This is a genomic window from Fluviicola sp. (assembly GCF_029266855.1).
GTDB lineage: Bacteria > Bacteroidota > Bacteroidia > Flavobacteriales_D > Crocinitomicaceae > Fluviicola.
In genome coordinates, this window is sequence record NZ_JAQSWB010000004.1 from 1 (window position 1) to 21,555 (window position 21,555).

The 21,555-nt window shown below is 43.2% G+C and carries 14 protein-coding genes; 5 read left to right on the plus strand and 9 right to left on the minus strand.

The annotated features are described in order from the left end of the window. The 4 genes from K0S23_RS10385 to purE form a co-directional block, all read right to left on the minus strand. Positions 1 to 5,604, minus strand: a 5,604-nt coding sequence (locus K0S23_RS10385; protein WP_300356898.1) for a hypothetical protein, incomplete at its 3' end; no start/stop codon positions are given. 529 nt (positions 5,605 to 6,133) lie between these two features. Then, positions 6,134 to 6,973 carry a T9SS type A sorting domain-containing protein gene (locus tag K0S23_RS10390; RefSeq protein WP_300356900.1) on the minus strand — a complete coding sequence of 280 codons (840 nt, stop codon included), beginning with the start codon at positions 6,971 to 6,973 and terminating at the stop codon, positions 6,134 to 6,136. Between the two features lie 118 nt (positions 6,974 to 7,091). Next, a complete protein-coding gene (locus tag K0S23_RS10395) occupies positions 7,092 to 8,153 on the minus strand; it encodes a gliding motility-associated C-terminal domain-containing protein (RefSeq protein ID WP_300356902.1) in 1,062 nt (353 codons plus the stop codon). A 449-nt stretch (positions 8,154 to 8,602) separates the two neighbouring features. Continuing rightward, positions 8,603 to 9,091: a 5-(carboxyamino)imidazole ribonucleotide mutase gene (purE, locus tag K0S23_RS10400; protein WP_300356904.1), complete on the minus strand. Its 489-nt coding sequence runs from the start codon at positions 9,089 to 9,091 to the stop codon at positions 8,603 to 8,605. A gap of 127 nt (positions 9,092 to 9,218) precedes the next feature. Here purE and K0S23_RS10405 point away from each other — a divergent pair, with 127 nt between their 5' ends. The 4 genes from K0S23_RS10405 (at position 9,219) to K0S23_RS10420 (ending at position 16,968) form a co-directional block, all read left to right on the plus strand. Further along, complete coding sequence (locus K0S23_RS10405; RefSeq protein ID WP_300356906.1) at positions 9,219 to 12,554, plus strand: HYR domain-containing protein; 3,336 nt, start codon at positions 9,219 to 9,221, stop codon at positions 12,552 to 12,554. A 12-nt stretch (positions 12,555 to 12,566) separates the two neighbouring features. Continuing rightward, positions 12,567 to 13,613: a type IX secretion system membrane protein PorP/SprF gene (locus K0S23_RS10410; protein ID WP_300356908.1), complete on the plus strand. Its 1,047-nt coding sequence runs from the start codon at positions 12,567 to 12,569 to the stop codon at positions 13,611 to 13,613. Between the two features lie 47 nt (positions 13,614 to 13,660). Beyond that, on the plus strand, positions 13,661 to 14,983 hold the full coding sequence (locus K0S23_RS10415; protein WP_300356910.1) for a 1-acyl-sn-glycerol-3-phosphate acyltransferase: 1,323 nt from the start codon (positions 13,661 to 13,663) through the stop codon (positions 14,981 to 14,983). A 176-nt stretch (positions 14,984 to 15,159) separates the two neighbouring features. Continuing rightward, positions 15,160 to 16,968 (plus strand): SpoIIE family protein phosphatase, encoded by a 1,809-nt coding sequence (locus K0S23_RS10420; RefSeq protein WP_300356912.1) that lies wholly within the window; start codon positions 15,160 to 15,162, stop codon positions 16,966 to 16,968. A 32-nt stretch (positions 16,969 to 17,000) separates the two neighbouring features. On the opposite strand, the gene crcB is transcribed toward K0S23_RS10420, so the two are convergent. From crcB to hpt, 5 genes are all read right to left on the minus strand, one after another. Then, entirely contained in the window at positions 17,001 to 17,369 is a 369-nt protein-coding gene (gene crcB / locus K0S23_RS10425) for a fluoride efflux transporter CrcB (protein ID WP_300356914.1), read from the minus strand. Continuing rightward, the gene (locus K0S23_RS10430; protein WP_300356916.1) at positions 17,366 to 17,959 is read right to left on the minus strand and encodes a phosphatase PAP2 family protein; all 594 of its coding nucleotides are present in this window, start codon (positions 17,957 to 17,959) and stop codon (positions 17,366 to 17,368) included. The genes crcB and K0S23_RS10430 overlap by 4 nt, the downstream gene beginning before the upstream one ends. After that, positions 17,952 to 18,944 carry a GTPase ObgE gene (gene obgE, locus K0S23_RS10435; RefSeq protein ID WP_300356918.1) on the minus strand — a complete coding sequence of 331 codons (993 nt, stop codon included), beginning with the start codon at positions 18,942 to 18,944 and terminating at the stop codon, positions 17,952 to 17,954. The genes K0S23_RS10430 and obgE overlap by 8 nt, the downstream gene beginning before the upstream one ends. A 188-nt stretch (positions 18,945 to 19,132) precedes the next feature. Continuing rightward, positions 19,133 to 19,705, minus strand: coding sequence for an adenylate kinase (locus K0S23_RS18545; RefSeq protein ID WP_366944304.1), 573 nt, complete (start codon positions 19,703 to 19,705; stop codon positions 19,133 to 19,135). A 22-nt stretch (positions 19,706 to 19,727) separates the two neighbouring features. Further along, the gene (gene hpt, locus K0S23_RS18550) at positions 19,728 to 20,282 is read right to left on the minus strand and encodes a hypoxanthine phosphoribosyltransferase (protein ID WP_366944305.1); all 555 of its coding nucleotides are present in this window, start codon (positions 20,280 to 20,282) and stop codon (positions 19,728 to 19,730) included. A gap of 115 nt (positions 20,283 to 20,397) precedes the next feature. Between hpt and K0S23_RS10445 the strand changes: the two genes are divergently transcribed. Continuing rightward, complete coding sequence (locus K0S23_RS10445) at positions 20,398 to 21,543, plus strand: 5-(carboxyamino)imidazole ribonucleotide synthase (protein WP_300356920.1); 1,146 nt, start codon at positions 20,398 to 20,400, stop codon at positions 21,541 to 21,543. Positions 21,544 to 21,555: the final 12 nt, after the last annotated feature.

Sequence of the window (21,555 nt, forward strand, 5' to 3'; positions counted from 1 at the left end):
CAAAGATGTAATTCCGGCTACCGGAGTCGTAACAATCGTTAAATCCAGGTTCTCAATACTGTCACAGCCATTTGCATTGGTAAACGCTACAGTGTAAAAGCCACTTGTCGTGAACGTTTGTCCGTTCCAAACATAGGAATCACATGCCATTACTAAAGTGGTGTCTGCATCCGCTGAATTGATGATCAAATTCAGTGTGATAATGCTGTCACATCCCATAGAATTAGTCAGTGTTTGTGTGTATGTACCACTTGCAGTATAAGTTTGACCGTTTAGGGTATAACTTTCACAAGCTGCATTAACAAGTGTTGAAGTACTTGAATTGTTAATTGTCAAGTTTAACGTGATTGTACTGTCGCATCCTGCGGCGTTCCCAATTACCTGTGTATAAACACCACTTGTAGTATAAGTTGATCCGTTCAATGAGTATGAATCACAACCTGTTTCTGTTAATGTTGATACAGTAGACATATTGATTGTCAAAATCAAGGTAAGTGTACTATCACATCCTGCAGCATTCGTAAATAGTTGAGTGTATGTTCCGGAAGTCGTATATGTCGTTCCATTCAAAGTATAACTATCACAAGCCGACTCCGTCAGTGATGCCGAAGTTGGTTGGTTGATAATCAAGTTCAATGTAATCGTACTGTCACATCCTGCAGCATTCGTCAATAGTTGAGTGTATGTTCCGGAAGTGGTGTATGTTGTACCATTTAAGGTATAAGAGCTACATGAAGTTGCGTTTAACGTTTCAGTTGTAGAATAATTAATCGTCAAGTTCAATGTAAGCGTACTGTCGCAACCTGATACACTTGTCAATACTTGTGTATACGTTCCTGAAAAACTGTATGTCGTTCCATTCAAAGTATAACTGTCACAAGAAGTTACAATAAGTGTATTTGTAATTGCAGCAGGTTGTGTAATCGTAAATGATTGAGATGCATTACAACCATTCGCGTCCATTACATTACAAGTCCATGTTCCAGCATTAAGGCCAGTTATAGACGTGGTTCCGTCACCTGTTGGAGTTCCCGGATCCCAGTCGTAAGTGTAACCCGGAGTTCCACCTGTTGGGGTGTTGATAGCAGCAGCACCTGTTGCATCGCCGTTACAGGCAATGTTTGTTTGTGTAGCAGCTGTTACCGAAAGAGCCGGTGGTTCTGTCACTGTAAAACTTTGTGAAGCAGCACATCCGTTTGCATCTGTTGCCGTTACAGTGTAAGTCCCTGCAGTCAGACCCGTAATAGCAGTTGTCCCGTCACCTGTTGGTGTTCCCGGAGCCCAGTCGTAAGTATAACCCGGAGTACCGCCTGTTGGTGTATTGATCGCAGCAGCACCTGTTGCACCGCCGTTACAAGCAATGTTTGTTTGTGTAGCAGCTGTAACCGAAAGAGCTGTAGGCTCAGTCACTGTAAAACTTTGTGAAGCAACACATCCGTTTGCATCTGTTACGTTTACAGTCCATGTTCCGGCAGTAAGTCCTGTTACGGAAACTGTTCCGTCACCTGTTGGTGTTCCCGGTGTCCAGTTGTATGTGTAACCCGGAGTTCCACCGCTTGGTGTATTGATCGCAGCAGCACCTGTTGCACCGCCGTTACAAGCAATGTTAGTTTGTGTAGCAGCCGTTACCGAAAGAGCAGTTGGTTGGGTCACGGTAAAACTTTGTGAAGCAACACATCCGTTTGCATCTGTTACGTTTACATTCCACGTTCCGGCAGTAAGTCCTGTTACGGAAACTGTGCCGTCACCTGTTGGTGTTCCCGGAGCCCAGTCATATGTGTAGCCTAGAGTTCCACCCGTTGGTGTATTGATCGCAGCAGCACCTGTTGCACCGCCGTTACAAGAAACATTTGTTTGTGTAGCAGCTGTAACCGAAAGAGCCGTTGGTTGGGTCACTGTAAAAATTTGTGAAGCAACACATCCGTTTGCGTCTGTTACGTTTACAGTCCATGTTCCTGCAGTAAGTCCTGTTACGGAAACTGTTCCGTCACCTGTTGGTGTTCCCGGAGTCCAGTCGTAAGTGTAGCCCGGAGTCCCACCTGTTGGTGTGTTGATAGCAGCAGCACCTGTTGCATCGCCGTTACAGGCAATGTTTGTTTGTGAAGCAGCTGTTACTGAAAGAGCTGTTGCTTGAGTCACTGTAAAACTTTGTGAAGCAACACATCCGTTTGCATCTGTTACGTTTACAGTCCATGTTCCTGCAGTAAGTCCTGTTACGGAAACTGTTCCGTCACCTGTCGGGTTACCCGGTGTCCAGTTATATGTGTAACCCGGAGTACCGCCTGTTGGTGTATTGATCGCAGCAGCACCTGTTGCACCGCCATTACAAGCAATGTTTGTTTGTGTAGCAGCTGTTACCGAAAGAGCCGTTGGTTGGGTTACTGTAAAAATTCGTGAAGCAACACATCCGTTTGCATCTGTTACAGTACATGTCCATGTTCCAGCTGTCAATCCTGTTACGGTAGTGGATCCGTCACCGGTAGGAGTTCCTGGTGTCCAGTCATAGGTATAACCCGGAGTACCGCCCGTTGGGGTATTGATAGCAGCGGCTCCATTCGAACCACCGTTACAAGCTACATTTGTTTGGGATGAAGCAGTTACGGAGATAGCTGTCGGTTGAGTTACCGTTATTCCGGAAACTGCTCCGGTACATCCGTTTGCATCTGTGATTGTCACTGAGTAAGTTCCCGCGGCAAGACCCGTTCTGTCTTCTGTTGTTGGTCCGCTGGCCCAATTGAATGTATATGGTCCTGTTCCTCCCGTAGGAGTAAGGTTAATGGCTCCGTTGGTTCCAGGGTTACAAGAAACATTCGTTACAACTGTTGTTCCGCTTACTGCTGCTGTAGGTTGTGTTACGGTAATACCGGTCACATTACGCGTACACCCGTTGGCATCGGTAATGATTACAGCATACGTACCTGCGGCAAGGCCCGTGCGGTCTTCTGTCGTGATTCCGCCACCCCAGTTATAAGTATAGCCTCCGGCTCCACCTGAAGCTGTGAGGTTGATCGCTCCGTTTGTACCTCCGTTGCAGGAAACGTTCGTTACTACAGTAGAACCGGAAATTGATGTTGGTTGTGTAACTGTTATTCCTGAAACCGTTCCCGTACAAGCATTCACGTCAGTGATTGTAACGGAGTAAGTGCCTGCAGCTATACCTACACGGTCTTCTGTTGTCGGTCCGCTGGCCCAATTGAAAGTATATGGTCCTGTTCCGCCGGTAGGAGTAAGGTTAATTGCTCCACTTGTTCCACTGTTGCAAGAAACATTCGTTACAACTGTTGTTCCTGAAACTGCTGCTGTAGGTTGTGTTACGGTAATACCGGTAACGTTGCGGGTACATGCATTTGCATCAGTAATGATTACAGCATAAGTACCTGCAGCAAGACCCGTGCGGTCTTCGGTAGTGATTCCACCGCCCCAGTTATAAGTATACCCCCCGGCTCCGCCGGAAGATGTAAGGTTGATAGCTCCGTTTGTTCCTCCGTTACAGGCAACGTTCGTTACAACGGTAGTTCCGTTAAGAATTGGAGGTGCAGTAAGATTAAATGTCTGAGTTTTTGAACAACCTAAACCGTCTGTTACAGTACATGTATACGTTTGAGCAGTGAGTCCTGTTACGGAAACCGTTCCGTCTCCGCTTGGATTTCCTGGTGCCCAGTTATACGAATAACCGCCTAATCCACCTGTTGGTGTATTGATAGCAGCCGCACCGTTTGATCCGCCGAAGCAGCTTACGTTGGTTTGTGTATTTGGAGTAACTACAATAGCAGCTACTTGAGTAATATTAAAGTTTACCGCAGCCGTACAACCGATGTTGTCGCTTACCGTACATGTCCATGTTCCGGCAGTAAGTCCCGATGCGGTAGTTGTACCATCACCTGTTGGAGTTCCCGGTGTCCAGTCATAAGTATAAGGCGCAACACCGTTACTTGCAGCATTTACCGTTGCAGAACCTGTATTGCCTCCGAAACATGCAATGTTTGTTTGGGAATTGGCGGTTAACAAAATACCCGTTGCTGGTTGGGTGATCGTTATTCCGGAAACTGTTCCCGGACATCCGTTGGCATCTCTGATAGTCACCGTGTAAGTTCCCGCAGCGAGTCCTGTTCTGTCTTCCGTTGTGGCTCCGCCTACCCAGCTAAAAGTATAACCGGGTGTTCCGCCGGAAGGTGTAAGGTTAATGGTTCCGTTTGCCCCGCCGTTGCAGGTATTGTTAGTAACAGAAGTGGTTCCGGTAATAGTTCCGCAACTTTTGAAAATATAAACGGAACCTGCATCCCCAAGTGTATTTGCTCCGGCAGCATCTTCATCTTCGTAAGGAGCGCCAACAATTGCATAATCTCCTGAAATGGCTACTGATTTACCGAAATTATCGTCTGCCGCTCTGTCGGAAGCCACAATTTTATTGCTCTGTGTCCAGATAGTTCCTGCTCTGCTAAAAACATAAGCCGATCCTGAACTGGAAAGTGTAGCACCTCCTGATGAATTCTCATCTTCGTATTGAGTACCCACAATGGCATAGTCTCCCGATATAGATACGGAATTAGCAAAGTTATCGTTTGCAGCTCTGTCTGAAGCAACGATTTTCTGTTGCTGTGCCCAGGTCGTACCTGTTCTTGTAAAAACATAGGCAGATCCTGCGCTAGAGGCTAAGTTTCCACCTGCCGCATCTTCATCTTCGTTTTGAGCTCCGATTATCAGATCGGCGCCGGAAATGGATACAGACCAGCCGAATGCGTCAAGAGTACCTCTGTCTGAAGCAACAATTTTCTGTTGCTGTGCCCAGCTTGTACCCGTTCTGAAAAAGACATAAGCAGATCCTGCATCCGTAAGTGTATTGATTTCTGCAGCATCCTGGTCTTCGTTAATAGCACCAACAACTACATAATCTCCAGAAATGGCTACTGCGTGACCGAAATTATCACCGGCGTTCCTGGCTGAAGCAACAATTTTCTGCTCTTGTGCCCAGGTTGTGAGCGTTCTTTTATAAATATAAGCAGCTCCTGCAGCTGAAATTCCAAGCGCGCCTGAAGCATTTAAATCCTGTAATAAAGCTCCCACAACAACGTAGTCACCGGAAATCGCTACTGATATTCCAAAGTAATCCCCCGTCTGTCTGTCCGAAGCAACGATTTTCTGTTCCTCTGCCCAGCTTGCGCCTGTTCGTTTAAAAACATAAGCAGAACCGGCATCCGATAAAGGACTTGCATTTACCGCGTTTTCATTATCATAAACAGCCCCGACAACTGCATAGTCGCCGGAAATTGCTACGCTGACCCCAAAATGATCATCGGAATTGCCGTCTGAAGCAACTATTTTTTGCATCTGTATCCAGTTTGCACCGCTTTTCTGGAAAATATAGGCAGATCCCGAGCCGTCATTGGGAGCACCAACAATTGCATAATCCCCCGAAATAGCTACGGAAGCTCCTAGGCGCTCACCGGAAGCCCTGTCGGACGCGACCGTTTTAATAATTTGATCCCAGTTTTGGGAGAAGGTGTTTCCGCTCCATAGAAATACCGCGAGCAGGAGTAAAAACATTTTTAGTCCTGCTGGGAACTCTTTTTTTCCGAATAATGGAAAAAGTACTTTTCTTTTCATAATGTATGTTTTTGTCTCAAACAAGAATGTGACAGTGGTTGAAACTATTTCCCCGCGAAGGTAGAGCTAAGTTCGGGGTAACAATTTTTCGGAAATTGTTTCAGGTAGGCTTTGGCATGAAAATCAGTGAAAATGATGGAATATACCCGCTGGAACCCTTACTGAGCGGATAGAGCAAGGGTAAGCCCCTGATTTCAAAAAAAATAGTTCGCCAAATGAAAATTACAGTGAAAATGTAGTTTTTCGGGGATAACACAATTGATCACAGCCAAAGCACGACGTGACAAAAGAGATCAAATAAACGCGGAAGGCCGGAATTTGATCGTTCGTGATCACCTACCAGAAGTACATAATTTACAGATAACCGCAGCTGCTACTTTTTGTCCTCCCAACAGGAAATGAAATATGCCTCTCCTTCCTGAAGAGAAGAAAAAGCTGTTTTTGATAATACAAATTTTAATGCCGCATTGCAATTACCTGTCTTGAGTGGTACAAAGCAAGCTTTTGCCTCAAGAACAAATGACCCTAACTAATCTTGTTTGATGAACCGGGCGGTTTTCATGCTGTCAGAACTACTCATTTCAAGGAAGTAAACCCCTGGGTGCAACGAAGATATATCTATACTTCCATCCGAACCGATCATCCCTTTCTGCATGGTTTCCGCACCATTAAACGAATAAATACGATAAGCAGTGAGTGGAAAAGCACTTTCTATCCGAATCTCTTTTGATGCAGGAATGGGAAAAACTTTCACTTCAAAATCCAAAGAGAGATCATCCAACGATGCAACAGATTGGAAAACGCCACATTCTCCGTGCTGAGCAGAATGATAATATATCAGTGTTTTTGAAAACCAATCCCCACCCTGGATCGGTGCAGTAGGATCAAATCTGTAATAATAAGGGCCGCCAAGACCCAGGTACAGATCGGAATACCATATTTGCGGTTCAAAACAGGAAGTATCGTGATTTGAATGCAACCTCTCGTATGTAACTCCGCAGGCAGACACGAGTAATGTATCAGTTACAGGAAGGCAACTGGTAGAAGTGAAATGTGCTGCCGGTGCATTTAAATTGGTAACAACCAGTGTATCAATATAATAATCATAAAAAGAGGGGGTTTGCATAAATCCCTGTACATAGTCCAGCCTGTTGATGACATAATACAGCGTATCCATCCCATTCGAATAATACTTAGCGATTACCGTATCCGTTTGGATCAAAGGGATTGGCGGACCTGGGTATGATCCCATAGAATTTACCTGGAACACATCCCCGATATCGAAATCGTAGATCTGTGCATTACTTGGTTGTGCATAACTCATTTTCAAGCTAAAGCAGGAAATAAATAAAAAGAGAAGTGTTTTCATGGTGTGGAGATTTAAGACCTAAAATATACAACTTTTTGTTGAACAGCAAAAAAAATAAGAACACAACTAACTTTTAATCAAGTCGTTAAAATTAATGCCGAAGTAATTTACTTGCAATTTACCTTAAGAGATTTGCATGCCCCGTCAAAACCTTCTTTTCGCTTGTATTGGCAGCTTTATATTCCAATTTCCATCCGAAAACACCTTCTTTGGCAGGCAAGCCGTTGTAGGTTCCATCCCAGCCCGTTCCGGCATCTTGAGAAGTAAATACGATCTCTCCCCAACGATTATAGACATCAAAACGGTATTCCAAAGGATCGTAGCCACAAACAAAAACAGGATTGAAAACATTGTTGTGTTCGTCTCCATTGGGAGTGAAGGTGTTGGGGACATAGTAGATGATTTCGTCGTCTGCAAGATTCAATTGAAGGTTGTCCCAGAAAATGTAAGCTTGCCCTCCGTTTAATGCAGTGTGTTGTTCAACATCAACATAACCACATTGACCTCCAAGCATAATAGAATAAATATCTTCTTGAGGTGTAAAAAACAAATAGGATGTACCCCATGACTCCTGCATTGTATACCTCATCCTTCCAAGTTCTTTCCAACCAAAACTTTCAGGACAGTCATAAGTTTGAAGCGGAAATGGATTACAACTGGTTTTTCCAAATATTACCAGATTAAGGGAAATAGGAGGTGTTTCTATTTCTGATAATGGAAGTGCTACATTTGCGGCAACATTGAATTCTAATAAATAAGATTGACCTGCTAATAAAGGTCCGTTTAAACAGGTTCCAAGGTATTCCATCCAATCCCAATGAAAAATAGTCGCTACACAATTGGTCCCATCAGGAATTGGTAAACTTACCAGATTAGAGATATATCCGTTGGTAGAGAAAAGATCAGTCGTTGCCAAAGTTGCTTGTTCCCAACCTTCTGCACAATTTAACTGGCTATAATCGGTAGGAATACAATTTGTGTTTTCAAACGAAGGATTTGGAATCAGTGAAATCTTGAATGTATCTGTACGAGTACACGGACAATCTTCTATATCATACAAATCAATTAACCGATCTCCATCATCATCCATGTTGTTGTTGCAAATTTCCTGACCAATCGAAAAACCGGTCGTAAAAACAAGGAGGGTGAATAGTATAAGTGAATGAATGAATGGTTTCATTTGAATGAATAGCATTTTAGATTCCTCAAATATAATCACTTTTTCACATTAATACACACATGTGAGCAATATTTATTCTTAATGCTGCTTACTGCTCGTAAAGATTTTACCTGCCCCTTACTCTATATTCCAGGTATAGGTAAAGTATGGATTAAGTATAGGTAAAGCATAGGTAAAGCGCAGATACCCCACCTTTCAAACTACGAAGCTCAAAAGAGCGAAGTAGTTTCAAACTGCGAAACTTCAGTGCTGAAAGCCCTGACCAAAGCGTCAGTATTGGAAACCTTGACCGTAGCGACTGTGGAAGCAATCTTACACTTTGCTGGCGCGAGCCTCAGGCTCGTGTCAATATTAGCCTTAATAAGCCAACAATTGCAAGTTTATCTCAGATTCCATTCATTCGTATCCCGATAGCTATCGGGACGTAATTCGGAATTCGGAATTAAGAATTATCTACCCGATTGCTCCACCTTCTTTGCGCCTTCCAATACCGTTTCTTTCATCGATTCCATGTAAGCACTAAGCTTTTGCTGGATTTCAGGATTAGTTGCCCCAAGGATCTTTGCGGCTAAAATTCCCGCATTCTTCGCCCCGTTGATTGCAACAGTTGCAACCGGGATCCCGTTCGGCATCTGTACGATGGAAAGTAAACTGTCCCAGCCATCAATTGAGTTGCTCGATTTGATCGGAACACCTACAACGGGAAGTGGTGTTAAACTTGCTGTCATTCCCGGAAGATGCGCTGCTCCCCCCGCCCCGGCAATGATTACCTGGATTCCTCTTGAGGCTGCGGTTTTGGCATATTCGAACATGCGCTCCGGTGTTCTGTGTGCAGAAACGATGGTTAACTCATAAGCTATTCCAAACTCTTTTAAAATATCTGCTGCATCCTGCATAATTGGCAGGTCTGAAGTGCTGCCCATGATAATCCCAACCATTTCCGTCAATTTTGTTTGCAAATCTAACGATTATTAAACATCGTTGAAAACTATTCCTTCATTTGAACTATTTTCACTCATTTTTATTGAATTTTCTGTTAGTTTTGATCTTCTTCCAATACACATTATGAATAAATCGATACTCATCTTTGTGTTCGCCATTTTTACCCAATGGAGTTCACAGGTACTTGCTCAAACCACTTTCATAACCGATAATTTCGAAGGAACTTTCTCCTGGAATACGGTAAGTACTTCCGGACCAAATCAATGGATCCAGGGTTCGTGTACAAACAATGGGGGAAGCTCTGCTTTGTATATCACACCCGGAGGAACTACCAATGATTGTACACCAACGGGAATTACGCATTACGGCTATGCAAATGCTGCTGCAGGAACACAAACCGCAATCGTTTACCGAGAAGTCAATGCAAGTTGTTTCAGCGCCATGACTGTTCTGGCCGACATACAGGTTGAAGGTGAAAACGGTTCGGACTATTTGGAATTGGTTCACAGTTCGGATTTCGGAGCAACATGGATTCCTGTTTCCACCCAACTATTTGCAAATGCAACTTATTCCGGCTTTAGCCAATTGCTTCCGGGAGCTTACGACAATACGGTCTTCTGGCTTGGTTTCAGGTTTACGTATAATAATACGAACATCGGGAATAAAGCTCCGGCAATTGACAACTTCAGAATCCAGGGAACATCGAATGATGTCACTCCGCCAACGATCACCTGTCCTTCACCGGCTACCGATTATACGGATGAATTATGTGCTTTGACCCTGATCAATTATGGCGCTCTTGCAACAGTAAACGACGGATGTGGGATCGTTTCCACCATCCAGAATCCTGCTCCGGGAACAGTTGTAAGTACCAATACAACCATTACCATCCAGGCAGTGGATCCTTCGGGAAACACTTCCAGTTGTAACTTCCTGCTGACGGTATTGGATACGGTTGTGCCCAAACCGGCTTGTCCCGGTCTTGATTCTGTTTATGCTTCCGCTGCCTGCAGTGCAATCGTTCCGAATCTGATCCCGGCAGTGACGGTAATAGAAGCTTGTACGCCTGCTGCATCCCTGGTTTTTAGTCAAATGCCACCTGCCGGAGCTACGATAAACGCTACACAAAATGTATTTGTTACTGTAACCGACCTGGCAGGAAATTCCGGGAGCTGCTTTACACACGTACTGTTTTATGATACCATTTCGCCCCAGGTAAGCTGCCCGGCCAACCAGACCGTTTCTACAAACAATGGCTGTACCTATGATATTGCCAGCTTTACATCCCAGGCAACTGTCACTGACAACTGCTCTACTGTATTCCTGTTAAATCAGAGCCCGGCTGTGGGCAACACCTTACCGATCGGTATAAACACAGTAACTATCGAGGCAATGGACCAGGAAGGAAATACCCAGGTTTGTCAATTCAGCTTAACTGTCCAGGACGGAACTTTACCTGTGATCACTTGTCCTTCGTCAATTACTGTTCCTGTTAATAATCAGTGTTTGGCACTGGTCGGAAACCTGGTTCCCCTGGTATCGGCAACAGACAATTGTACGGCGAGCAACCTGCTTGTATTGGCACAAAACACTCCTGCAACGCTTTTGTTTTCAGACAGCATTACAGTTTTAATGACGGCAACTGACCTGAATGGAAATATCGGAAGCTGTTCGATTTTTATCGAAGCAATTGACACACTGGCTCCGGCTGTTACCTGTTTAGGCACAACAAACCTGGCTGTTACAGGAACATGCTCCATGACTGTTCCGAATCTTGCGGGAACTCACAGCGCAGTTGACAATTGTGCACCATCCAATATACTTACCTTTTCTCAGAATCCCCTTCCGGGAACAGTGATTGCAAACCCGGTTGGAATCGTTATTTCCTATACTGACACTTCGGGAAATATCGGTACCTGTGTTACCCAAACCATTCCGATTGAATCTGTTGACCCGACAATTACTTGTCCACCGGCACAAACTGTAAATAACGGGGTTTCCTGTAACGCACCAATGACTGATATCACCGCATTGGCAACAGTAACTGATAATTGTACGGGATATTCCCTGACTCAGCTGCCTGCTGCCGGAACAAACCTGGTTGCGGGAACACATGTGGTAACTATCACAGCAACTGACCTGGCAGGAAATAGTTCTTCTTGTACTACCAGCTATACGATCATTGAAACCCAGATCCCTTTTGTAACTTGTCCGGGGAATATCTCAACATGTAACCCGCTTGTTACCTATACCAACCCGATCGGAACCGATAATTGTTTTTTCACTATTTCGCAAACCGATTTATCAGGACTTTCATCCGGAGATATTTTCCCGATCGGTACAACAACACAAACTTACCAGATCGAAGATTCTTCGGGAAATACCAACAACTGTTCTTTTACCGTTGAGGTTATTCAGTATCCGGATACGGCATTTATTCCAAACAGCCTGATCTACCTGTGTGATACTTATACAACAACTATTGAAGCGCAGGCAATCCAGTCAGGAACCGGTTCATGGAGTATGTTAAGCGGAGGAGGAGCGATCAGCAACCCGAATGCAACTCAGACGACTGTTCAGAATTTATCTTTAGGCAACAACACCTTCGAATGGCTTGTAACATCTCCAACCTGCGGATCGAGAAGAGATACCGTGCGTATTGTGGTGAATATGCCGCCACCCCAGGCTGTTCTGCAGGATTCCATGTATGCCTGTGCAACAACCAGCTTCCTTATCCAGGGAAATAATCCCGGAACCGGAGCGCAGGGAACCTGGTCCAGCGATGCTGCTCTTACTTTCAATAACATCCACGCTCCGGTAGCAACCATACTTTCTATACCGGACGGATACCATACTCTTTACTGGACTATTTCTGCCAATGGATGTCCGAGTACGGTAGACAGCAGCATTATTTATGCACCCATAACAGCACAGGTCCTCACAAATGACACAACGCTTTGTTTAAATCAGTTGCCGGTTAGTTTACATGGAAACCAGGCAGGAAATGATCAGACAACCTATTGGATTGAGCTCGCAGGTTCGGGTACTCTGACAAACAAATACAATGCAAATACCCAGCTTACAGGAGCTTCTGCCGGGGAATTGGTTCTCATTTACAGGCTTGTTCACGATTTTTGCGGCCCCACACAGGACACCCTGCGGATCCACTTAAATTCGTGCGGCGAAACTACGTTTGACATTCCGACTGTCTTTACACCAAACCACGATGGAGATAACGACCTGTTCGTAATTCCGAACCTGTATGAATCTTATCCTGACTGTAAGGTCATTGTTATTAATCGTTGGGGATCTAAAGTTTTCGAATCTGTCGGTTATGCCGAACCCTGGGACGGAACTTTTAAAGGAGATGATCTTCCGCTCGGGACTTACTTCTACGAAATCGTTTCATCGAATGGTGATTTTGAAGCAATTAAAGGATCAATCAGTATTATTCGTTAATCCCTGTTACTCATGAAAAAATTAGTATCTATCGTATTTATTTCAGTTGTAGGATTAACATTCGGACAACAGGATATTCAATTCACACAAACAGCATCTTCACCATTTTTGATCAACCCTGCCGCAGGAGGTCTCATGAACGTTGCTGAAGTTGTGCTCGGAAACCGCATGCAATATGCAGGCATTGACGGAAGACCGATGACCACCTTTGCAGGAATTCAAAGCATGGTACGCTTTAAGAAACGCAAATCGAAAGCACTGTTAAGCGAACTTTCTTCGATCGGACAGACTTTTTACAGTACACCGCAAAGAACGGTTGCTTACAAGCAGGTAGCAGGTTTGACTTTCATTAATGATATTATCGGTCCTTTTACACGAACAAGTGTCAAAGGAAACATAGGTGTTCATATTCCTTTATCCCAAAAACTGAGTGCCGGGATCGGTATTGGTATCGGGTGGTCGAATTTTGGAATTGATAATTCCAAAGTGACTCTTGGAACAGCGAATGACAAAGCATATGCCAATTACATTGGAATTGCTGCTTCACAAAACTACCTGGACGCCCAGGCAGGCCTGGTTGTTTATAATGACCGCCTACTGGTTAGTCTCAGTGGAAGCCAGATATTCAACAATAAAATGCGACTGAGTGATGTCACAACGGAAAGCACTTTCCAGCCGCATCTTTTTATGCTGGCAAGTTACCGCTTTGACATAGGTAAAAACTACGGTTTGGAACCGATCGTCCAGTTCAGATCAGTAAAACATGCTCCGGTAAGCTACGATGTCGCTATGCGCTTACATTACCAGCGTTTAGGCTGGCTAAGTCTTTCATACAGAAGACAGTCAGCAATCGGGGTTGGTTTCGGGATCAACTTATTGTCGCGTTTCAATGTTTCTTATTGTTTTGAATTCGGAAGCGGAGTTACCGAGAAGTTTGGGAATACTTCCCACGAGATCCGTCTTGGATTTATATTCGGACACAAAAGGAACATGAACAAAGAATTCAAGCAGGACGAGAAGCTAAACCCTGCCCCAACAGAAACAAAACCGGAAGAATAAATGCTAATTTTTAAGTATTGCTAATTTTGTAAAAAAGTACAGTTACTATGCGTCCGTTTTATTTATTGCTTAAAATCTCTTTAAATATTTCATTCAGACTCTTTTACAAACGTTTCCTCATATTAAACAAGCACAAAGAGTTATTCGGCAGCACGGTCTACGTTAGCAATCATCCGAATTCATTCATGGACCCGATTCTGATCGGATCGATGAACCGCCCGATTGTACATTTCATGACGCGTTCGGATGTGTTTGTATGGTGGTTAAAACCTATTCTCTGGGCATCACATATGCTTCCTATTTACCGTCAGCAGGATGGAAAAGACACGAAAGGGAAGAACTCGGATGTTTTCGATAAGGTCAATTCATCTCTTGGAAAAGGCCGCAATATCCTGATCTTTGGGGAAGGCTTCACAGATGACACCCCGATCAGGGGACTGAAGCCCGTGAAAAAAGGCCCTATCCGAATGGGCTTTGGCGCACTGGAAGCTATTAACTGGAGTAAAAAGATTTACATTTCCGGAATAGGGATCACTTATTCAGACAGAAACACGATCAATTCTGAGTTTGTCTTGGATAGTGGCCCGAAAATCTGCCTGAATGATTACAAAGAATCTTATTTGGCAAATCCAAGCAGGGTAATCAATGAAGTAACCCGGATCGTTGAAAAAAACATGCAGGAGTGCATTGTCTATGTTGCCGATCCTGCACGTTATTCCCTCCTGGAAGGAATTATGCAGATTACCCGGAAAGGGATCAATCATGCAAATCACGATGACCGTATTCCCTTATTAAAACGCTGGCAATACGCGAAGAATTTAGCAAGCTGGATCAATCAGCATGTTACGGGCGAAAGTACAGAGATCCTGGCGCTACAAAAAGACCTCGATGCTTATTTCAATCTGGAAAAAAGAATGAAGGTTGAAGATCGTTTTGTAGCTGCAAAGAAAGATCCCGGGCTAGTAAGCACTCTAAACAACTGGCTCTATTTAATCCTGATGTGGCCCTTTGCCATTGCAGGATTTATCCATGGTTTCATTCCTTATATCATCGCCAAGAAGATAACGGAAAAGATCATGAAACGCAAAGTATTTTGGGGGTCCGTAAAAATGATGATGGCTAAGATCTTCGGTTCTCTTTATAATATTCCTATAATCGTTCTAATTACTAAATGGTACCTTCCTCATTGGTCACTGGGGATTTTGTATTATTTCCTGATCCCGGTATTGTGGCGCTTGAGTTATGAGTATGCCCGACAGTTCAGGGAAATTCGCCTGAAGCAAAAAATGAAGTCTGTAGATTTGTCAAAGTTTGAAGAAAAACGTGCTGAACTGGAGGAACGTATTCAACAATTGATTCCTGTTGCTTAATCAATTAGAAAGCTTATCTTTACTTAGTACCGAATTCGAATAACTTGAAACTATTATCACTTGGAATATTACTTATTTGGATCAGCGTACCCTGCTTTTCACAATCTCCAGGTTACCATACCCTATTATGGAAAATCAAACAAACTCCAACTGACACAAACCTTGTAAATTCGTATTTGGAAAAACTAAGAGCAGATACTGATGAAGCAGATTCGCTAATTGCCAGGGCCGAGCGACTTTATAGCCTTATAGCACCAACGGACAATCATAAAAAAGTGGCTGAAACAGCTATCTTTATCGGCAACAAATCCAATGGAACAGGTGAATATTCACTAGCGCTGAAATACGAGATCATTGCTGAAAAACGGCTCAAACGTATTCCTCTTTGTCATTTATTAGGCAGTACTTACAGCCTGATGGGGAATACCTATTTAGGTTTGAAAGTTTCAAAAAAACAGGAGGAAAGCTTTCGGAAATGCTACCAGATCGGAGTTAAACTTAAGAATCCGATGACCATGGCTGTCGGTGCCACCGGATTGGGAAATTATTACTCCAGCGCTTTTGATTACCGCTCTTCCAACAGATGGAATTTCAAAGCATTAAAACAGTTTGATTCGCTCAACAATCACCTCGCCAGCGGCATAATACGCGTAAATATTGCAACGAATTACCGTAAGTTAAAGCAACTTGATAAGGCTGAAAAGATACTCGGAGAGGCTGAAGAAAACATCCGACTCAGCAATAACAACTATGCTAAACTGGGGTATTACATGGAAATTGGAGACCAGTTGATGTACAAACAGAAGTACAATGAAGCGATCCCAGCCTATAAAACTGCACTTGACCTGGCGCTTCTGGACAAGGCGAATCACAATATCTCGGATCTCTGCAAATCTTTGTCCGCTGCATATGAGAAAAATAAACAATTTGAAGAATCACTGAGTGCTCTGAAAATGCATCTGCGCTATAAAGACAAGGTTTTCAACGAGACAAGCAACCAGCAATTACTCGCAATTGAAGAGCAGTACAAAACTGAAAAAAAAGATGCCGAAATTCAATTGTTGAGCAAAACAAATGCTCTGAATAAAAGTGAACTCGAACGGAAACAATCCCTGATCTGGGCATTTGCATTTTCAGGGATCCTGTTTATTGCAATTGGTATCGTACTTTGGAGATCCAACAGAAGAAAACACAAAACCTATCAATTACTCGCTTTAAAGAACCGGATCATTGAAGAAAAACAGCAAGAGATCCTGAGCAGTATCAATTATGCGAAGCGGATCCAATATACACTCCTGGCACATGATCACTTATTACAGGCCAATTTAAATAAATACTTTGTGCTCTTTCTTCCTAAAGACATTGTCTCCGGGGATTTTTACTGGGCAATAAGAACCAAATCACACTTCTTCCTTGCCGTTTGCGACTGCACAGGACACGGAGTTCCGGGAGCATTTATGAGCTTGCTGAACATTAATTTTCTAACCGAAGCAATCGCGGAAAAACAACTGACTGACCCCGGGATGATCCTTGATTTCGTACGGAATCGCCTGATTGAAAACCTCGACCAGGACAAGCATTTTGATGGAATGGACGGAATTATCCTTGCTATGGATCTGGTAAGCCGCGAGATCCGTTACGCAGGAGCAAACAACGGCCCTGTGATTGTGCGGGATGAAGAGGTGATCGAATTAACCTACGACAAAATGCCTGTAGGAAACGGGATTCGGACAAATACCTTTCAAACGCATGTGTTGCCCTACCAAACCGGTGACTGGCTTTACCTCTTCACGGATGGATATGCAGATCAGTTCGGTGGTGAAAAAGGCAAAAAATTCAAATACAGTAAACTCAAGGAATTACTTCTCAATACAAGTAAGAAATCGGAAAAAGAACAGCAGGTCTTTTTGAGGGATACCTTTACCAAATGGAAAGCGGAATTGGAACAGGTGGATGATATTTGTGTGTTTGGAATTGAGTTGTGACTTCAAAGGTTGGTAATACCATTTAATCCAAATCAGGCAAGTAATTTTCTTCCAAAGTAAACCATCAAAATACAGAAGGCAACGGAAATCAAAATATTCAGAACAGCGATCAGCCACTGGCCCCGTTCCATGAGTTCCAGGTTTTCCTTTGCAAAAGTCGAAAAGGTACTGAATCCGCCACAGATCCCGATGATCCAGAATGCCTGAAAGGATTCCGCATTTGCCGGCTTGATTTTCATCATCAGCACCAGGAACATACCAACCAATAAAGACGCAATCAGATTGGAAGCCAAGGTTGCTATAGGAAAAACTGATTTCGGAAATTTATGGATCAGATGTGTCAACCCGAAGCGCATGATCGCTCCGATTCCCCCGCCTAAAAAAACATACAAAGTATTCATTCCGACTCTAACTTTCTGGTGAAAAACCGCTGATACAGCTTCCAAAATACAAAAGCCCAAAGTATTCCCCAAATCACGCCGCAGAGTACGTCGGATAAATAATGGACCGTTAAATAGATCCGGCTTAAGCCGATCAATGCAACACAAGCGATTAAGATCCACTTCAAACGCGGATAGAACCTGCGTAAAAAGAACCAGCTCAGGAGGGCTAATGCAGCATTATTGGAAGCATGTGATGAGAAAAATCCGTATTTCCCGCCCACATACAGGTCACCATTATTCTTCACAAAATAATGCAGTTGTTTTTCCATTAAAAGATTGTGAGATGGGCGATAACGCATCACGGTATCCTTAAAGAAAAAAGTCGTCGAACTATCTACAATTGCAACCATCAGCAAAGTCATTCCCAGGAAAATGAAGGTCGTCTTTAAACCATAATTTTTCCAGATGAGATAGAAAATGGCTAAATAAAAAGGAATCCAGGTGATTGTTTTTGTAACAATCCAGAAAAACTGATCCAGGAACGGCGTATTCCAGCCGTTCACTGTCAGGACAATGCTTCTGTCAATGGATTCCAGGTATTCAAACATGATTCAAATGCTTCCAGATCAGATCCTTCAATTCCGTTAATCCTTGCTGGGCAACAGAAGATATAAAGACATACGGTATTTTCGGTAAATCTTTACTAATCGCCTCTTTCAATTCATCATCCAGCATGTCTGATTTTGAAATTGCCAGCAAACGTTCTTTATGCAGTAATTCCGGGTTGTATTGTTTCAACTCGTTCAGCAGAAGTTTATATTCCGCATGAATATCGTCTGCATCCGCAGGAATCATGAAGAGCAAACAGGAATTGCGTTCAATGTGACGCAAAAATCGCAAGCCCAATCCCTTTCCTTCGTGAGCTCCTTCAATAATTCCGGGAATATCAGCCATTACAAACGAACGGTAATCGCGGTATTTCACAATCCCCAAATTGGGGCGAAGAGTTGTAAAAGGATAATCTCCGATTTCCGGTTTGGCTGAAGATAATACGGAAAGCAGGGTGCTTTTTCCTGCATTTGGTTTTCCAACCAAACCGATATCCGCAAGGATCTTCATTTCCAGAACCATCCAGCTTTCTTTTCCGGGTTCTCCGGGTTGCGCAAAACGAGGTGTCTGGTAGGTCGACGATTTGAAATGATCGTTTCCTAAACCTCCCCGTCCGCCCGGAACCAGGATTTTTTCCTCTCCGTCTTCCGTAATTTCAAAGAGCACTTCTCCGGTCTCAGCATCTTTTGCTAAGGTTCCAAGAGGAACTTCAATGTATTTATCTTCTCCCTGGGATCCTTTTTGCAATTGACCGGAACCATGTTCTCCATGACCGGCTTTCAGGTGTTTTTGAAACTTCAAATGGAGTAAGGTCCACAATTGCTTATTTCCGCGAAGTATAATATGACCACCACGTCCTCCATCACCTCCATCCGGACCTCCCTGCGGGATATACTTTTCGCGTCGAAAATGTGCTGAACCACCACCTCCGTTCCCGGAAGTACAATGAATTTTTACATAATCAACGAAGTTATCAGATGCCATATTTATTAGTTATTTAGTGAACAGGCACCAGGCAATAGTACCAACCTGTTCGAACAAAGTTCCAAAATAGTTCAGAGAGTTCAGGTTTTGAACTGTTAAACTATTTAAACCTTCTTAAAACGAAACTTCATTAGACTTGAAAACCGCACTCTGTTCGAATGCGGTTAACGTTTAATGTTGTTCCTGTATTAATTATTATCTATTGCAGCATACAGCCTGTCTGAAATATCATCGATACTTCCTATACCATCTACCGCAATGTATTTATCTTGTTTTTCGTAGTAATCTTTTACCGGTGCTGTTTCGTTTTTGTAAACATTAATCCGGTTTTGGATCACTTCCGGATCTGCATCATCCGGTCTTCCACTTACCTCTGCACGTTTCTTCAGACGCTCGCGAAGCTCTTCTTCTTTCACTTCCAAACCAACCATCATAGTAATTTCCGTACCGATAGAACTTAAAAAAGCATCCAGTGCCTGTGCCTGAGCGTTTGTTCTCGGGAATCCGTCAAAGATAAAGCCCTTTGCATTTTCATGCTTTAACACTTCACTTTTCAACATGTTGATTGTAACCTCATCCGGTACTAAATTTCCCTGATCCATATAACTTTTTGCCAACAAACCCAATTCGGTTTCACCCTTGATGTTTGCACGGAAAATATCTCCTGTTGACAAATGCACCAGATTGTATTTTCCAATCAATCTTTCCGATTGTGTTCCTTTCCCTGCTCCAGGAGGGCCAAATAGTACGATGTTCAACATACGTTTTTCTTTTAATGGGATTTTACCCCTTTAGTTGATAAATGTGTTCGGTATTCCGCCCTAATTCATCGTAATCCAGGCCATAGCCTACTACGAATTTGTCAGGGATTGAAAAACCAATATATGTTGGGGTATGTGTTCCTTTAAATGCTTCAGGCTTAAATAATAAGGTTGCAATCTCCAAACTTGCCGGCTTTTCCACCGATAGTAAAGTAAAGAGTTTTTCCATTGTAATTCCCGTATCAACAATGTCTTCCAGGATAACAACATGCTTGTCTTTGACAGATGTGGTCAAACCGATAACCTCATCAACACGTCCGGAAGAATGCATTCCCTGGTAACTGCTTACCTTTACAAAGGTAATTTCACAAGGAGCACGAAAGGATTTCATTAAATCAGCTGCAAACATAAATGCTCCGTTCAAAACAGCAATAAACACGATTTCTTTTCCAGCGTAATCCTGCTCCAACCTTGCAGCTAAAGAGGCTATCTCTGCTTGAATTTTTTCTTTTCGGATAAAAATCTCAAATGTTTTATCGTTTAGCTGAAGCACTTTGTTCTCTAATTTTAAGGGCAAAAGTAGGATTTTTAAGGGAATTATCGGCTTAAATCACAAAGAAATAGCTTGAACAGAATTATTTCGTTGAATCTAACGGAAAAATAGTTGGTCAAAACCAACTATCTTTGTGCCCATGAAAAAACAATGGAACGGAAACTCATATAAGGTTGGAATGCTGGGTGGTGGTCAATTGGGCCGCATGTTTATCCAGGAAGCACTTAATTATGATGTTCATGTCCATTGCCTGGATCCGGATTCAGATGCGCCATGCAGATACCTGGCAACTTCTTTTCAACACGGTTCATTACAGGACTACGAAACGGTTGTCCAATTCGGAAGCGATAAGGATGTTGTTACCGTAGAAATAGAACATGTGAATGTAGATGCGCTGTACACTTTGGAAAACAAGGGAGTAAAAGTGTTCCCTCAACCTGCCGTATTAGCAATTGTACAGGATAAAGGCCTGCAAAAAGAATTTTATCGGGAAAACAATCTTCCCACTGCCGATTTCACTTTGGTAAGCGGGAAAGAAGAATTGATTTCCAAAAACATCCCGTTTCCATACGTGTTGAAATGGCGCAAAGGCGGATATGACGGAAAAGGTGTTCAGATCATGAGATCTGCTGCAGACCTCGATAATTTGACCGATACCCCGTTTGTAGTTGAACAACTGGTTCCTTTCACGAAAGAGTTAGCGGTGATCGTTGCACGAAATGAGCAGGGAGAAAGTGTCGTATATCCAACAGTTGAATGCGAGTTCAGCCCGGTTGCAAACCTGGTCGAATTCCTGTTCTCACCGGCTGATATCTCCGCAGAAGTAGAGAAAAAAGCCCGGGAGATTGCTCTCCATGTCATCGAATCACTAAAAATGGTCGGAATCCTGGCAGTGGAGCTTTTCCTGACCGCAGACAATGAGATCCTAATTAACGAAATAGCACCCAGACCTCACAATAGCGGACACCATACAATCGAATGCTGTTACACCTCTCAATTCGAACAGCATCTGAGAAGTATTGTGAATGCACCCTTGGGTTCTACAAAACTGATCACACCCGGTGTCATGATCAATTTACTTGGAGAACCCGGTTTTGAGGGAACCGCCAAATACGAAAACCTGGAAAAAATCATTTCACAGGAAGGAGTGAGTGTTCATCTTTACGGAAAACAAACAACCAAACCTTTTCGAAAAATGGGACATGTTACCATTTACGGTCCGCACCTGGAAGAATTGAAAACAACCGGAAGAATGGTAGCTAAAGAATTAAAAATCAAAGCATAAATCATTTTATTC

Excerpts from the sequence above, each read along its gene's own strand:
- K0S23_RS10430 (WP_300356916.1), bottom strand. The coding sequence starts at position 17,959 with ATGTTTGAATACCTGGAATCCATTGACAGAAGCATTGTCCTGACAGTG.
- crcB (WP_300356914.1), bottom strand. The coding sequence starts at position 17,369 with ATGAATACTTTGTATGTTTTTTTAGGCGGGGGAATCGGAGCGATCATG.
- K0S23_RS10410 (WP_300356908.1), top strand. The coding sequence starts at position 12,567 with ATGAAAAAATTAGTATCTATCGTATTTATTTCAGTTGTAGGATTAACA.
- obgE (WP_300356918.1), bottom strand. The coding sequence starts at position 18,944 with ATGGCATCTGATAACTTCGTTGATTATGTAAAAATTCATTGTACTTCC.
- K0S23_RS10445 (WP_300356920.1), top strand. The coding sequence starts at position 20,398 with ATGAAAAAACAATGGAACGGAAACTCATATAAGGTTGGAATGCTGGGT.
- K0S23_RS10390 (WP_300356900.1), bottom strand. The coding sequence starts at position 6,973 with ATGAAAACACTTCTCTTTTTATTTATTTCCTGCTTTAGCTTGAAAATG.
- K0S23_RS10405 (WP_300356906.1), top strand. The coding sequence starts at position 9,219 with ATGAATAAATCGATACTCATCTTTGTGTTCGCCATTTTTACCCAATGG.
- K0S23_RS10395 (WP_300356902.1), bottom strand. The coding sequence starts at position 8,153 with ATGAAACCATTCATTCATTCACTTATACTATTCACCCTCCTTGTTTTT.
- purE (WP_300356904.1), bottom strand. The coding sequence starts at position 9,091 with ATGGTTGGGATTATCATGGGCAGCACTTCAGACCTGCCAATTATGCAG.
- K0S23_RS18545 (WP_366944304.1), bottom strand. The coding sequence starts at position 19,705 with ATGTTGAACATCGTACTATTTGGCCCTCCTGGAGCAGGGAAAGGAACA.
- K0S23_RS10415 (WP_300356910.1), top strand. The coding sequence starts at position 13,661 with ATGCGTCCGTTTTATTTATTGCTTAAAATCTCTTTAAATATTTCATTC.